At 34.8% G+C, this 14,570-nt stretch carries 13 protein-coding genes and 1 riboswitch; of the genes, 1 reads left to right on the top strand and 12 read right to left on the bottom strand.

The genetic code is table 11. The annotated features are described in order from the left end of the window. Nucleotides 1–157: 157 nt before the first annotated feature. From AMD00_RS01225 to AMD00_RS01205, 5 genes are all read right to left on the bottom strand, one after another. Nucleotides 158–799, bottom strand: coding sequence for an alpha/beta hydrolase (locus AMD00_RS01225; RefSeq protein WP_053415285.1), 642 nt, complete (start codon nt 797–799; stop codon nt 158–160). A gap of 169 nt (nt 800–968) precedes the next feature. Beyond that, nucleotides 969–1,877 carry a homoserine O-acetyltransferase MetA gene (metA, locus tag AMD00_RS01220; protein ID WP_053415284.1) on the bottom strand — a complete coding sequence of 303 codons (909 nt, stop codon included), beginning with the start codon at nt 1,875–1,877 and terminating at the stop codon, nt 969–971. A 97-nt stretch (nt 1,878–1,974) separates the two neighbouring features. After that, a riboswitch (SAM riboswitch) is annotated at nt 1,975–2,082 on the bottom strand. Between the two features lie 176 nt (nt 2,083–2,258). Beyond that, a complete protein-coding gene (gene galE, locus AMD00_RS01215; protein ID WP_053415283.1) occupies nt 2,259–3,314 on the bottom strand; it encodes a UDP-glucose 4-epimerase GalE in 1,056 nt (351 codons plus the stop codon). A 148-nt stretch (nt 3,315–3,462) separates the two neighbouring features. Next, entirely contained in the window at nt 3,463–4,596 is a 1,134-nt protein-coding gene (locus AMD00_RS01210) for a glycosyltransferase family 4 protein (protein ID WP_053415282.1), read from the bottom strand. A 300-nt stretch (nt 4,597–4,896) separates the two neighbouring features. Next, nucleotides 4,897–5,532: a sugar transferase gene (locus AMD00_RS01205; protein WP_053415281.1), complete on the bottom strand. Its 636-nt coding sequence runs from the start codon at nt 5,530–5,532 to the stop codon at nt 4,897–4,899. A 691-nt stretch (nt 5,533–6,223) separates the two neighbouring features. On the opposite strand from AMD00_RS01205, the gene AMD00_RS01200 reads away from it, so the two are divergent. Then, nucleotides 6,224–7,399 carry an aminotransferase class I/II-fold pyridoxal phosphate-dependent enzyme gene (locus AMD00_RS01200; protein WP_053415280.1) on the top strand — a complete coding sequence of 392 codons (1,176 nt, stop codon included), beginning with the start codon at nt 6,224–6,226 and terminating at the stop codon, nt 7,397–7,399. 86 nt (nt 7,400–7,485) lie between these two features. Here the strand turns inward: AMD00_RS01200 and AMD00_RS01195 are convergent, their stop codons facing one another. From AMD00_RS01195 to argC, 7 genes are all read right to left on the bottom strand, one after another. Further along, on the bottom strand, nt 7,486–8,031 hold the full coding sequence (locus tag AMD00_RS01195) for a hypothetical protein (RefSeq protein WP_053415279.1): 546 nt from the start codon (nt 8,029–8,031) through the stop codon (nt 7,486–7,488). 322 nt (nt 8,032–8,353) lie between these two features. Continuing rightward, nucleotides 8,354–9,289 (bottom strand): nuclease-related domain-containing protein, encoded by a 936-nt coding sequence (locus AMD00_RS01190; RefSeq protein WP_053415278.1) that lies wholly within the window; start codon nt 9,287–9,289, stop codon nt 8,354–8,356. A 214-nt stretch (nt 9,290–9,503) separates the two neighbouring features. Continuing rightward, nucleotides 9,504–10,007 (bottom strand): hypothetical protein, encoded by a 504-nt coding sequence (locus tag AMD00_RS01185; protein WP_053415277.1) that lies wholly within the window; start codon nt 10,005–10,007, stop codon nt 9,504–9,506. Nucleotides 10,008–10,168: 161 nt separating this feature from the next. Continuing rightward, on the bottom strand, nt 10,169–11,302 hold the full coding sequence (locus tag AMD00_RS01180) for an acetylornithine transaminase (RefSeq protein ID WP_053415276.1): 1,134 nt from the start codon (nt 11,300–11,302) through the stop codon (nt 10,169–10,171). After that, nucleotides 11,299–12,078: an acetylglutamate kinase gene (gene argB, locus AMD00_RS01175; RefSeq protein ID WP_053415275.1), complete on the bottom strand. Its 780-nt coding sequence runs from the start codon at nt 12,076–12,078 to the stop codon at nt 11,299–11,301. The genes AMD00_RS01180 and argB overlap by 4 nt, the downstream gene beginning before the upstream one ends. Continuing rightward, nucleotides 12,041–13,267: a bifunctional glutamate N-acetyltransferase/amino-acid acetyltransferase ArgJ gene (gene argJ / locus AMD00_RS01170; RefSeq protein WP_053415274.1), complete on the bottom strand. Its 1,227-nt coding sequence runs from the start codon at nt 13,265–13,267 to the stop codon at nt 12,041–12,043. The genes argB and argJ overlap by 38 nt, the downstream gene beginning before the upstream one ends. Before the next feature lie 15 nt (nt 13,268–13,282). After that, on the bottom strand, nt 13,283–14,317 hold the full coding sequence (argC, locus tag AMD00_RS01165; RefSeq protein WP_053415273.1) for an N-acetyl-gamma-glutamyl-phosphate reductase: 1,035 nt from the start codon (nt 14,315–14,317) through the stop codon (nt 13,283–13,285). Between the last annotated feature and the right edge of the window lie 253 nt (nt 14,318–14,570).

Genomic DNA, 14,570 nt, shown 5'->3' with positions numbered 1-14,570 from the left:
AGCCCATCTACCATAAAACGCATAGGTAGCCAAGGGAATATCCAATCATGATACGTTGATTTATAAAGATAGGATACCCTTTTTCAACGAAAGGTGTTTTATTTGTCTTATATTTATATGTCAGTGCATAATTTTGCTTGTATCTTTTATAGTTTAGTTAAGAAATTTGTTCTTTTAGAAAAGTAACTAAATCTAAGTGATTAGCTGGTGTAACACCGTGTCCGTCTGGATAGCTCTTAAAAGTGACTGCTGCACCTAATGATTCAAAGGAGTCTTTACTTTCAACTCCCCATTGATGAGGAATAACATAATCATATTCACCATGTGAGATGAAAATTGGCAAATGTTCTACTGATTGTTTATGATACTCGTTTTTCACAAAATCAGGGATATAACCACTTAAAGCGACAACAGCTGTTAACTTATCACCTAATATAAATGCTAGTGATTGTGCTAAAATAGCACCTTGGCTAAAGCCCATTAATACAACTTTCTCTACATCAATATTATAAATGAAAGAAGCTTCATCTATAAATTCTCGGATAAAATGCACTACTTTATCAAAAACTGGACGATCTGGTTTCCCTATATCTTGAATTGTAAAGAAAGCATAACCAGGTTTTTGTGTAATAGGACCACGTAAACTAAAGATATGACAACTATCTTTAAAATCAGCTACTAATCCAGGTAAATCTTGCTCATTACTCCCCATCCCATGTAATAAGAAAATAGCAGGGTATTTTTTAGCTGGATCCATATTTTTTGGTTCTGTATGAATAAAAGTAAAAGGTGAGTTCATTGATTGTCTTCCCTTCGAGATAAACTACATTTATCATAGCATAAAGTATGCTTCAAAGGTGCTTACCTTTTAATTTTAATAGAAAATGGTCTTTACTTATAAAGAGTATCTACACTCAACAGAAAAAGCTCTATTCCATTTAACAAATAGAATAGATCATTTCTTTCTATCATTCCCACTCAAATGGTGTTTCTTGGTATACATAGTAGTTCAACCAGTTGGAGAACAATAAATGGGTATGTGAACGCCAAGTATTATATGGTTGCTTTGCTGGATCATCATTTGGAAAATAATTCTTTGGAACTTCTATATTCAACCCTTTAGCAACGTCACGAGTATATTCATCTGCCAACGTATGTGCGTCGTATTCTAAATGCCCAGTAATCATAATGTGTTTTTCATCTTCTGACATGACAATAAATACTCCAGCATCATCAGAGGCTGACAATAGTTTAAGCTTTGGATGAGCTTCAACTTCTTCTATAGATACTGATGTATTCCGTGAATGAGGTGCAGTAAATATATCATTGAAACCACGAACAAGCTTCACAGTTGGATCTGTAATTGTATGATCATAAATTCCTGAGCATTTCTTCGCCAGTGGGAATTTTCCAATACCATAATGATGATAAAGTGCTGCTTGTGCACCCCAACAAATATGTAAAACAGATGTGACATTTGTTTTGGTCCAATCCATAATACTGACGATTTCTTCCCAGAAATCAACATCTTCAAACTCCATTAATTCAATCGGTGCACCAGTTATAATCATACCGTCAAAGCGACGGTGTTTAACATGTTCAAACGTCGTATAAAATGATTCTAAATGTGTTTTGCTTACATTTTTTGAAACATAAGTCGCCGTATTTAAAAACGTTACGTTCACTTGTAGTGGTGTATTACCTAGTAGACGCAATAATTGAAGCTCGGTTTTCTCTTTTTCTGGCATTAAATTCAAAATCAGTATATTTAAAGGACGAATATTTTGGCTTTTTGAACGGTCCTCTTCCATTACGAAAATTTTTTCCTCTTTTAGTAATTCCGTTGCAGGAAGGTTTTTCGGAATATTAATTGGCATTGCTTTTTCTCTCCTTTTTCCTTTTGTTTATTATGTACACGTATATAAAAAGCCCTCATTCTCAGGATAAGAATGAGGGCTAACTTAACACGCTCGTTTCTTATCTTCCAAGACTTTTGTCTTGTAGGACTTAGCACCTTTCTGATTAAATCAGAGGTTGCTGAAGCTTCACAGGGCCTTATCCCTCTGCTTCTCTTGATAAGAATATTTAATTGATTTAATCCTATCATTAAATTGTCAGATAAGCAAACATTTCTGTCAATTCAACCACAGGAAATAAGCCCTCATAGTTTTCCTACAGGGCTTTAGAAAAGTATTTTAAATCATAGTAATTAAGTATGTTTAATATAGTATAAAACATATTCCATTTTTATGCAACAATTACAAATCAGTTATATATAACAACTGATTTTCTTCTAAATTCCTTACCTTATAACCATTTGGATTATTCCTTTGCCATCTCCAAGCATCTCTACACATATCTTCTAGTGTTTTTTCTGCCACCCAATCGAGTTGTTGCTTTGCTTTTGTCGCATCTGCATAGCTAATGGCAACATCACCTTCACGACGGTCGCTAATATGGTATTTAATTGGAATACCTGAGACATATTCGAATGTTTTTACAACTTGTAAGACGCTATATCCTTCGCCTGTACCTAGATTAAATACTTTCCATCCATTCTTTCCTTTTAAACTTTCTAAGGCTTTGACATGACCTTTTGCTAAATCAACAACATGAATATAATCGCGAATACCGGTTCCATCAAGCGTCGGATAATCATTTCCATATATATTTAAATAAGGTAATTTACCTGTTGCCACTTGTGTTATATAAGGCATCAAATTATTCGGAATGGAAAAAGGATCTTCTCCTATCATGCCACTTTCATGTGCTCCAATTGGATTAAAATATCGTAATGAAACTATTGAAAAAGATTGATTAGATTGCGCAAACTCATATAAAAATTTTTCAACAGCTAGCTTCGTTGTACCATAAGGATTCGTTGTATTTAAGGATGCAGTTTCAGGGATAGGACATTGTTCTGGGGTGCCATAGACAGTTGCTGATGAACTGAAAACAAATTGCCGCACTTTATATTTATTCATCAATTCGACTAACTGGATTGTGCTTACTAAATTCTGTAAGTAGTATTTAATTGGGTTGAGGAGGGATTCTGGAACAGATTTGGAGCCTGCTAAATGAATGACACTATCAATTGAATAGTTTTGAAACACCTTTTCTAAATCTTCTTTAAGACTAATATCTACGGAGAGACATGTTATTTTTTTCTTAGTGATCGCTTGCATACGATTGATTACTTCCATATTACTGTTAATAAAGTTATCTACAATAATGATTTCATGTCCAGCTTGTATTAACTCGATACAAATATGTGAGCCAATATATCCTGCTCCACCAGTTACTAGTATGTTCAAAGCTTCTCTCCATTTCTTAACTTCTTTGTATTACTAATTTCATTCTTCCTTCTGGTATGAAATATCTTTTGGATAATCACCTCCTTTATTACAAATCTTTTTGTAACTTGTCTAATTAAAGAACAAGAGAAGAATTATTTATAGATAGTTAGTGATGATCAAGTATGGTTACATCAATTATTTCTTTCTTTTCATTGTGAGCCTGTAAATACTGGCTCACTGTTTTATCATACATAGAATTAAATGAGAATCTATCTTCAAAATAACGGAATCCTGCATGACCTAGTTGTAGTCTTAAGTCGCGATTCTCTAGTAATTGAATCAACCGCTCTTTAATAACTTGAATATCATGATCTACTACATACCCTGTTTTACTATCGATAATGAGTTCTGGTACCCCCCCTACATTTGAAGCGATAACCGGTAATTGAGCCCGCATTGCCTCCAAAATAGAAATAGGTAGTCCTTCAAAATTAGACAAAAGGACAAATAGATCAGCCTGTTGTAATTGTGTTTTGATATCATCACGAGAACCTAGAAATGTAACCCGGTGAGCAATATCATGTTGTAGCGATAACGCTTTTGCTGCTTCCATTTCTCTTCCATCACCTATGAATACTAGCTGCCACTCTTGCTCATTCATTGAGGAAAGTACCTCGATTAACAAATCTTGACGCTTAGGTTGCTCAAATCTCGCTACCATTATGATTTTTGGTATTTTATTTTGAGAAAAGCTTGGTTTGTTACTATAACTCTGAATACCATTATGAATCGTCGTCATTTTTTCTTTTTTTACAACTTTTTTTTCTATAGCAAGTAAATAATCATAATTTGATACAGTAATAATTTTGGATGTTTTACGGGCAAATGCTCTCTCAATTTGTTGATAAATCCAACGTTTTATTGGTTTGACGCCTTCCGTAAATGCCCAACCATGTGCTGTAAAGACAGTCGGTAACTTTAAAGAAAAAGCTGCTAATCTTCCAACTGCACCCGCTTTTGATGAATGAAGAGCTACAACGTCTGGATTGATACGACGTAATATTGAACGTATTTCAAAAAATGCACGAATATCAGCTACAAAGTTAATAGCCCATTTTAAATGTTGAAGTTGTATAATGCTTATATTCTTTTCATTTAACGGCTGATAAATAAGTGCCCCTTTTGAAGTGAGGATTGTTATTTCATGTCCATCTAGAGCTAGTTGTTTTGTAAGTGCTATTACATGTGTTTGTGCTCCACCAGTTGTATCTAATTTCGTGATTATTTGAACAATTTTCATTACCTCACCTTTCTTAGACCTTTGTATTATTTTAGAGTTATAGTCGCTGTTAAGGTAAACAGTTCTACCTGTAATACAGCTACAAATACTAAAAAACCTTCTAAGAATCTATTATGTAAAAGTTTAATTAAGCCATTCTTTCTTTATACTCCATGTATGATTTAACTAACTTATTGAATGCCTTTCCGATTGTTTTTGATCTGTAATGAAAAAATTAATGACGTTCAAACATCATTATTCTTCTACTTACACGGCAATAAATCGCCCTATTTATGGATGAAATATGACTTGTAGTACTTGTCAATAAGCTCCCTCTCTACTAAAAACTACACGTATAGTACGCATTAATATTTTGATATCGAGTAGAAATGAGCAATTCTCTACATAATCAATGTCATAATTTATTTTTCTTCCATGAGGAATATTAGAACGTCCATTTATTTGCGCCAATCCTGTAATTCCTGGTTTCATATACAATCTTTTAGACTGTTCTAGATTATAATAAGCTGTAATTTCAGGCACTTCAGGTCTTGGTCCCACTAAACTCATTTCACCTTTTAAAACATTAATAATTTGTGGGAGTTCATCTAAGCTTAGTTTTCTTAGTAATTTCCCGATTCCAGTCATCCGCGTGTCCTGTGAATTCTTAAAGACGAACTGTTCAGGTACCCCACCTTCCCAGTCATTCACTTTGCTCTTCTGAATTTGATCAATACGCATCGTTCTGAACTTCCAAATTTGAAAGTTTGAGTAATTTAATCCAGTTCTCTCTTGTGTAAAGAAAATAGGTCTTCCAGATACAATTAGTAATGAAATAGCTATCATTAGCATGAAAAGTACAATAATAGGCAAAAGAATACTAGAAATGAATATATCTAATAGTCTTTTTCCATATTTAGCGTAAAACCTAGGTCTATCTATTACGTTCACTTGCATATCAAACCTCCTTTTTTACCATTCATTATGTACTATCCCTATAACAATAGTATTAATTTATTTAGTTCATTAAGAAAACAAATACCATTTTTTTGAAATGAAATTATTACATATGATGATATAAATTACGTCAAGTTCTTCTTAAACCTTATTTAATGGGTCTTATCTTTAAGAAATATATGAACATTACTCTTCTTTTATGATGAAATCTAAGTTGAGTATATTTATTTTTATAATTTTTCTATATCAATGATAGAAAAACACAAATAATAAGACATTTGTTATATTTTTTGAATTTTTATAAGGTTTGCAACATTTTCATAGTAAAAACCGATTTTATATTAGTATTTAATAGAAAACACTTATGATTTTTCATAAAAAAACCAAATGCCTACTATAGACATTTGGTTTACCACATTAAATTGTATATGTTTTCCAACTTCTTTGATGCATTTGAGGGATATCCGTATTATTTTAAAGGGTCGTCAATATAAATATCACCTAATTATAAATATTTCACTAGTAAAGATGAACTAGTAATGCTTTTTTGTTTAAAAAACACTTAAAACATGAGCATTCAGTGAAGTTTTATCAAATTATATGAAATTACTAAAGTTTAACTGTTACATAATAGCTTTAGTATGTTAAAATATTTCTTAAAATTACTTTTGCAACTAAGGAGTGCTTGCATGTGAAAATCGAAAAATCAAAAAAAATGGCTATGTTTCCAAAAGCAATATTCGGTGATTTGAAAGCGGCGGCCAATGCGAAAGCAGCTGAAGGCATTAAATTAATCGATTTAAGCTTAGGAAGCCCGGATCTTCCACCAGACGAAAAGGTACGTAAAGTATTGTCTGAACGAAGTGCATTAGCTAGCTCATATGGCTATACACTAAGTGGTACGAAACGATTCTACGAAGCGGTAGCCCGTTATTACAAACGTCGTACTAATGTAGATCTAGATCCAAATACGGAAATTATTCAAACAATGGGTTCACAAGAAGGACTTGTCCATTTACCGATGGCCTTCTGTAATAATGGTGACTATGTACTAACGACGAACCCAGCCTACGTAGCCTTTGATGCCGGTATTCATCTTGCAGAAGCTATTCCTTACTATATGCCTTTATTAGAAGAAAATAATTTCTTACCAGATTTCGATGCAATTCCAGTAGAGATTGCTGAAAAAGCAAAACTGATGATTCTAAACTTACCAGGAAATCCAGTTCCTGCAATGCCTAACGAAGAGTTTTTCGCAAAAGCAGTTGCATTTGGCCGTAAATATAATGTCATTATTTTACATGACGCTGCCTATTCAGAATTCTACTTTGAAGGCGACCGTCCATCAAGCTTTCTTGCTACACCAGGAGCAAAAGAAGTCGGCATGGAAATCAACTCTCTTTCTAAAAGCTTTAGTTTAGCAGGTGCACGTATTGCGTACATAGCAGGAAATGCTGAGATGATCTCAATTATCCAAGAATTAAAATCTAATTTGGATTACGGAACTTTTGAGCCAATCCAAGAAGCTGGTATTGTTGCTTTAGACAATGCTGAAGAAATAACAGATCGTCTCCGTGCTACATTCTCAAAACGACACCATATTTTAATGGATGGTTTAACTAAAATTGGCTGGAACGTAACACCTTCTAAGGGTGGTATGTTCGTCTGGGCAAAATATCCAAATCAAGAAATGAACGATATCGACTTTGTATATCACGCAATTAAAGAAACAGGCGTAGTAATGGTACCTGGTATCATCTTCGGTGATGCTGGAGCTGGTTATGTACGCTTAGCACTTGTTCAAAAAGAAGAATTAATTGCTGAAGCTGTTCAGCGACTAGCTACATTATCTGTAGTGCACGCTTAATATATTTAAACCGCAATAGGGTGATTCCTTTTGCGGTTTTTTTGTGGCGAAAGTGATGTGGAATCTTCCATGCGAGTTTATTTGACTTATTGAGCTTCATTTTTGCTACTTGAGCTTTTTTTTAACCTATTCGGGCTTCCTTTTGTTCTACTCGAGCTTCCTTTTGTTCTACTCGAGCACTCTTTTAACCTACTCAGCTCTCCTTTTAACCTACTCAGCTCTCCTTTTAACCTACTCGGGCTTAATTTTAACCTACTCACTCTTTTGTGGCTTCTTTTTGTTCTACTCGAGCTCTCTTTTAACCTACTCAGCTCTCCTTTTAACCTACTCGGGCTTTCTTTTAATCTACTCACTTTTTTCGGACTTCCTTTTGTTCTACTCGAGCTCTCTTTTAACCTACTCGTCTCTCCTTTTAACCTACTCGGGCTTACTTTTAATCTACTCACTTTTTTCGGGCTTCTTTTTGTTCTACTCGAGCTCTCATTTAACCTATTCAGCTCTCCTTTTAACCTATTCGGGCTTTCTTTTAATCTACTCACTTTTTTCGGGCTTCTTTTTGTTCTACTCGAGCTCTCTTTTAACCTACTCAGCTCTCCTTTTAACCTATTCGGGCTTTCTTTTAATCTACTCACTTTTTTCGGGCTTCCTTTTGTTCTACTCGAGCTCTCATTTAACCTACTCAGCTCTCCTTTTATAACCTACTCGGGTTCTCTTTAACCTACTCGCTCTTTTCGGACTTCCTTTTGTTCTACTCGAGCACTCTTTTAACCTACTCAGCAATCCTTTTAACCTATTCGAGCTTTCTTTTAATCTACTCGCTCTTTTTGGACGTCCTTTTGTTCTACTCGAGCTCTTTTTTAACCTACTCGGGCTTCCTTTCAAACTATTCACTACTTTTCAAATCAAAAACCCAGAAACTTCATATAATACGAAGTTTCTGGGCTAAAGTATTAACTATTGATAAAATGTTTCTTCATTATTTAACTTAAATCTTCTAGATCTAGTCTTTCCTATAGCTATATAGTTATTGTTGTTCAATACTCTTGAAATTAGCGTTCTACTATTACAGCTTAGAAAATCGATGCATTCGGTTATTGTAATTTCTTCAGCACAAATACTGAACCAATCGTATAGAGTTTGCTTGATTGCATTGGGAATAACTGCTTGGCATTTTGGACAATGCCATGTTCGTTCAGAGATACGGATGCCACTCGTTCCGCAATGACAAATGATCCCTTTTTTTATTTGCTCAATTGGTATGTTGTATTTTTCACATAAAGGTCTGTGTTTGTACGATTTATTATTCACATTAATTGAATGAATCAATGCTTCTAATTGAGCTTCGCTTATTACTACAGGGAGTTCATTTATCTTTTGAATAAATAGTGCGATTTCTTTCGACATGATTAGCGGTACAGTTGTAGGCGCAGTTTTAATTACTGTACGGTTATTCGGCATAATAATTGTTTTATAAATAGGTAATTGCTGAAACTTCATGTTTTTTAACCAGCGCTCAAATGTGTCTGATGCACGAAGTAATTGCATTTGTGGACAATGATATGCAATGGATTGCCCATCAAGTTCTTGTATGAGTTGGTAGGGCTGTTCTTGGAAATGTAAGGTTCCTCGCATATTTTTGATTTCTATTAATAGAATATAGCTTTGTGTGAGTAAAACCGAATCTATTTGGGCAATACGAGTTGGAGAGAGTTGACACTCGAAGTTTGGGAAGTAATAAAAATGTTTGTTAAACAGTACTTCTTGTACCATTTGATCTACACGACATTCGCCATTAAAACCAGCTGTTACATTTTCAAGTTGGCGAATGATGGCTTCGATTTTTTGATGATCTGGGGAGAGTCGTTTAATGAGTCGCTTATGTGCATACATTTCACTTGGTACTTGTCGCTTAATGAATATAGGCTAACCCCCCTAAACTACCACACCTTTATTCATACCACCTTATATACAAAATAGTCAAACAATATTACTCTATAATATTGTTTCTTATAAATGAAAACAATGTAGTTTAGTTCAAAAATAAACCAATACATAAAGTAAAAAAGAATCCACTCTATTAAAATGGATTCTTTTTTACAAGTACTTAATCTCCCAACAATATTATCTTTTGCGGTGTAGTTTGTGGTGGAATACTTCGTGTACTCATTTTAAAGAATACAGCTATATCATGTCCATCAAGCATTTCAGCCGCTATACTCTCTCCTACAGCATTTAATATTTTCGAATTTGGACTAATGTTTATCTGTAAATCAGCTTCGACTAAAGATGTTTCCGCATTGTATGTACCAACTTTGTTGCCGTAGAATAAATCTTCCTCATTTATTAGTACGAGTGTTGGAGAGAATTGTGGTGGGAAGATCATCGTAGCAGGTTGAAGCTCATGGACATAGGCATGAATAAAATGGCCACGCTTTAATTCACTTACTAGAAGGGGTTCATATGATGTGCTATGAAAAAGGAGCGTTTCTTTCGTTAAATTAAGTATAAATGTAGAGTTGTCCTCTTGTTTTTGACAAGTTAAGGCGAAATGAGATGATGTTTCGTTGAGTTCAGTGAGTATGCCTTTGAAATGTATATAGTTAGACATGTTAATACCCCCTTTTTTACTTTTGACGAATTACATACATGGAAGTTTCGTGTTTAACAATAAGCGAACAGGTCCGTGAACCCATTCGCTTATATAAAACACTTTTGAAAGAGGTATAGAGTATTGAATTGCGATTCTCTGAACGCATTAATTCAAGCTTATTAATCGTTTAGTATATCTGCTAAGATTGCGATAGCTGCATCAATTTCTTCATAAGTTACCGTAAGTGGTGGCAGTAAACGAATCACTTCTTCACCCGCACCAACTAATAGTAAGCCTGCATCTTCAGCTTTTGTAATCAATGGAGCTACTGCTTTGACGCAGTTTACACCTAACAGTAAGCCCATTCCTTTTACTGTAAAATTCTCTGCTGGTAGAATTTTTTCTAATTGCTCAGTGAAGTACTCTGATTTTTTTAGTACTTCCCCTAAAAATGACTCTTCAAACACATGATTAAGAACTGTTTGTGCAACGGCTACTGCTAATGGGTTACCACCAAATGTTGTACCGTGCGTTCCTGGGCTGAATGTGCCAAACATTTCAGCTGTACCAAGCATCGCACCGATTGGGAAGCCCCCACCAAGTCCTTTAGCAAGTGTTAAAATATCTGGTTTCAATGCAGTTTGTTCATAAGCATAACGTGTACCTGTGCGAGCGATACCTGTTTGTACTTCATCAATAATGAGTAATATGCCTTGCTCTTTACAGATATTAGAAATGGCTTCGCCAAATTCTTCGGAAACAGAATTTACGCCACCTTCACCTTGCACGACTTCTAGCATAATAGCTGCTACTTCATCATTTACTACTGCTTCTAGAGCTTTGACATCGTTAAATGGAACATGGATGAATTTTTCTACTAAAGGACCAAAACCTTGTTGTACTTTTGCTTGACCTGTAGCTGAAATCGCACCGAATGTTCTTCCGTGGAATGAATTTTCAAAAGTGATGATTGTATGTTTACCCGTATGCTTACGAGCTAGTTTGATCGCTGCTTCATTCGCTTCTGCTCCACTATTACAGAAAAATCCGTGTGCCAGATGCGTATCTTTTACAAGAGTGGCTGCTAATTGCTCTTGTTCAGGACTTTCAAACAGATTGGAAATATGCCATAATTTTTCACTTTGCTCTTTAATGGCCTCTACTAAAATAGGATTTGCATGACCTAGACTTAGTACTGCAATACCACTAGTAAAATCCAAATACTCTTTTCCCGCTTCATCATAGACTTTCGTTCCTTGCCCTTTTACTAAATGAATTGGACGTCTGCTATAATTCCCAAATAATGCACTCATGCGATAACTCCCTTTCTTTGGATCGTAGTACCGACTAATTTTGAACCAACGATTTGAACAGTTGGTATCCCTTCATTTAAACAGTCGATGGCAGCTTGAACTTTTGGAATCATACCACCATAAATATCACCAGATTGAATCCAATCTTTGATTTGTTCTGGATTTACACGATTTTGAACTTCATCGTCAATTTTCACCCCTGGTGTATCCGTCACGAGTAACAAGCTATCAGCACTCATTGCTAAAGCTACATTACTTGCAACTGTATCACCATTAATATTAAGCGGTATTCCATCAGAAGACGCCCCAAAGCAAGATACTACTGGAATGATTTTTTCAGCTAGTAATGTTTTTAGAAGTGCCGTGTTAACTGCTTCAATATTTCCTACGTAGCCATATTCTTTTTTGTCTAAGAATGAACAGTTAAATAAACCTCCATCATAACCACTTAAACCGATTGCTTTAATACCAGCTCCATTCAATTGATGAGTTAGTGCTGGATTTACTTTACCAATTAATGTCGATTGTACGATTTCAATCGCATCACTTGATGTAATTCGAATTCCATTTTTAGTAGTAGTAACTATATTAGCTCTGGTTAATGCTTGATTAATAGCAGGTCCACCACCATGAACGATAATAATGTCTATACCCTCTTGCTGCATCTTTTTGAAGTTTTCGAAAAAATCAGTCGTTAAACCCTCTAGCATACTGCCACCTAGTTTAATAACGATTGTTTTATGATCTGTATGTTGCGTTGATTTGCACGTAATCATACGTTAGGTCACATCCCCAAGCAGTACTGTATCCTTCACCTTGATTTAAGGAAACTGCAATTTTCACTTCATTTTGTTTCAAATAGACAATCAATTCTTCTTCAGAAAATGGTACTGGTTCACCTTTTTCAACAACTGAAGTTGAGCCAATTTGAATTTTCACATCGGTCGGGTCTACTGTTGCGCCACTGTATCCTACGGCACAAATAATGCGGCCCCAGTTTGCATCACAACCAAATATCGCCGTTTTCACCAATGGAGATCCTACAACTGTTTTGGCAATTTTACGTGCCTCTTCATCAGTTACAGCACCTTCAACTTTAACTTCGATTAATTTAGTTGCACCTTCACCATCTTTTGCAATCATTTTTGAAAGATCTTGAGATACTGCATGGAAAGCGGCTTTAAAAGTTTCCCATTCTGGGTGTGCTGGCGTTAATGTGGCATTGCCTGCTAATCCGTTAGCTAATACTAAAACTGTATCGTTTGTTGATGTATCTCCATCTACAGTAATTGCATTAAACGTCACATCTGTTACTTCTTTTAATAGTTGTTGCAATGCTTGTTGCTCGATATCTGCATCAGTTGTGACATAGGCAAGCATTGTCGCCATATTTGGCTCGATCATACCCGATCCTTTTGCCACACCCGCAATGACAACTTCTTTATCATCTATAACTACGCTATATGCTGTATTTTTAGTGACCGTATCAGTAGTTAGTATCGCTTGTGCAAAATCAATTGCCCCTTCTAACGTTGCGTTTGGGGTAATTTCAGCAATCCCTTTTGCAATCGGCTCCATGTTCATGATTTCTCCGATTACGCCTGTCGATGAAACTCCTACTAGTTCTTTTGCAATCCCTAATTTTTCTGCTGTTAACTGTTGCATTGTTTCAGCATCTTTATAGCCTTGTGTTCCTGTACACGCATTTGCATTACCAGAATTGACGATAAGTGCTTGCATTTTTCCGTATTCTTTCACAACCTGCTTTGTCAGTACAAGAGGAGCTGCTTTAATAACGTTTGTTGTAAAAACACCAGCTACATTTGCAGGTACTTCACTTACTAAAATTGCTAAATCTTTTTTCTTATGTTTGATGCCACAATGTATACCTGTTGCAGTAAACCCCTTAGGTGAAACGATATTTTTACTTGAAATTCTTTTTAAACTCTCAAATGTTGTTATCATAAAAACACTCCCTTTTTAAATGTATAATGGCACTTGCATAAGACCCGCTGTTTCATCAAAACCAAACTGTATATTCATATTTTGAATGGCTTGCCCTGCTGCCCCTTTGACTAAATTATCAATAACAGAAACAATCGTAGCTTTACCAGTCCTTGCATCGACTTTCACATGGATATCACAGAAATTAGAACCATAAACTTGGTTCGTTCCAAATTTTGCTGTTTCTTTTATAATTCGAACAAAAGGATTGCTTTGATATTGTTTAACTAAACAGTTATATAGTTGTTCTTCAGTTATCTCTGAAGTGATTTGCGCATAGCTTGTTGCCAAAATCCCTCTCGTCATCGGTACTAATGTTGTTGTAAATGTAATTGGTGAATTACTATTTGCGAACATTTTCATAGCCTGTTCAATTTCAGGAATATGTTGGTGTTCATGTATTTTATAGATTGCTGTATTTTCATTTGTTTCACTGAAGTGAGTCATCATACTAGGCTTATTCCCCGCCCCTGAAATTCCGCTCTTTGCATCAATGACTAAGCCATCTGAATGAATTAGATCTTCTTTTAGTAATGGTAAAAGAGAAAGCAAAACTGCCGTTGGATAACATCCTGGATTGGCAATAAGATTTGCTTCTTTAATGGCCTCTTTGTTCCATTCAGACAATCCATATATACTTTGCTCAACAGCATCACTAGGAGCTGGCTCTTTTTTGTACCATTTTTCATAATCTTCTAAATTTTTAAGTCGGAAATCACCAGATAAATCTATGAATTTAGTTTTGCCATTTAATAGAGGTGGTAGTAACTTGCTTGAAACCCCTGATGGAGTACTTGTAAATACAACATCTAATTCAGCTAAAGTATCTATATCAATTTTCTCTAAAGGTTGATCGTATAGTTTTTTTAGATGACTATATTTTTGTGAAAAAATGGCTCCTTCATCAGAAGAAGTGAATAATTTAATTTTTTCGACTTCTTGATGATTATGTAATAATCTTATTAGTTCTAACCCGCCATATCCTGTTGCACCAATAATTCCAATCTTCAACTGAATCACCTCACTTGTATGTTACAAATTATTATAAGTATGTATAAATATAAAGTCAATTGTATTTTTATTTGCATTTCGTTATCTTGGAAATGTTCACGCTTTCATCATTGGTACTAAAGCATTTAATATTGTGAAAATATTTTTTCAAAAGAGATTTTTCAAAATAAACAGTATTTTTATACATAAAAAAACAGCAATTCCTTCAATATAAAATCGAAAGAATAGCTGTTCTTCTTTAATAAATCGCAAC

It is taken from the genome of Viridibacillus arvi, assembly GCF_001274945.1.
GTDB classification, from domain to species: domain Bacteria; phylum Bacillota; class Bacilli; order Bacillales_A; family Planococcaceae; genus Viridibacillus; species Viridibacillus arvi.
This window is presented reverse-complemented; position numbering and strand designations above follow the sequence as displayed.

Bases quoted from the DNA above. Each gene is read 5' to 3' on its own strand.
- AMD00_RS01225 (WP_053415285.1), bottom strand. From the start codon at position 799: ATGAACTCACCTTTTACTTTTATTCATACAGAACCAAAAAATATGGAT.
- metA (WP_053415284.1), bottom strand. From the start codon at position 1,877: ATGCCAATTAATATTCCGAAAAACCTTCCTGCAACGGAATTACTAAAA.
- AMD00_RS01210 (WP_053415282.1), bottom strand. From the start codon at position 4,596: ATGAAAATTGTTCAAATAATCACGAAATTAGATACAACTGGTGGAGCA.
- AMD00_RS01205 (WP_053415281.1), bottom strand. From the start codon at position 5,532: ATGCAAGTGAACGTAATAGATAGACCTAGGTTTTACGCTAAATATGGA.
- AMD00_RS01190 (WP_053415278.1), bottom strand. From the start codon at position 9,289: ATGTATGCACATAAGCGACTCATTAAACGACTCTCCCCAGATCATCAA.
- AMD00_RS01185 (WP_053415277.1), bottom strand. From the start codon at position 10,007: ATGTCTAACTATATACATTTCAAAGGCATACTCACTGAACTCAACGAA.
- AMD00_RS01180 (WP_053415276.1), bottom strand. From the start codon at position 11,302: ATGAGTGCATTATTTGGGAATTATAGCAGACGTCCAATTCATTTAGTA.
- argB (WP_053415275.1), bottom strand. From the start codon at position 12,078: ATGATTACGTGCAAATCAACGCAACATACAGATCATAAAACAATCGTT.
- argJ (WP_053415274.1), bottom strand. From the start codon at position 13,267: ATGATAACAACATTTGAGAGTTTAAAAAGAATTTCAAGTAAAAATATC.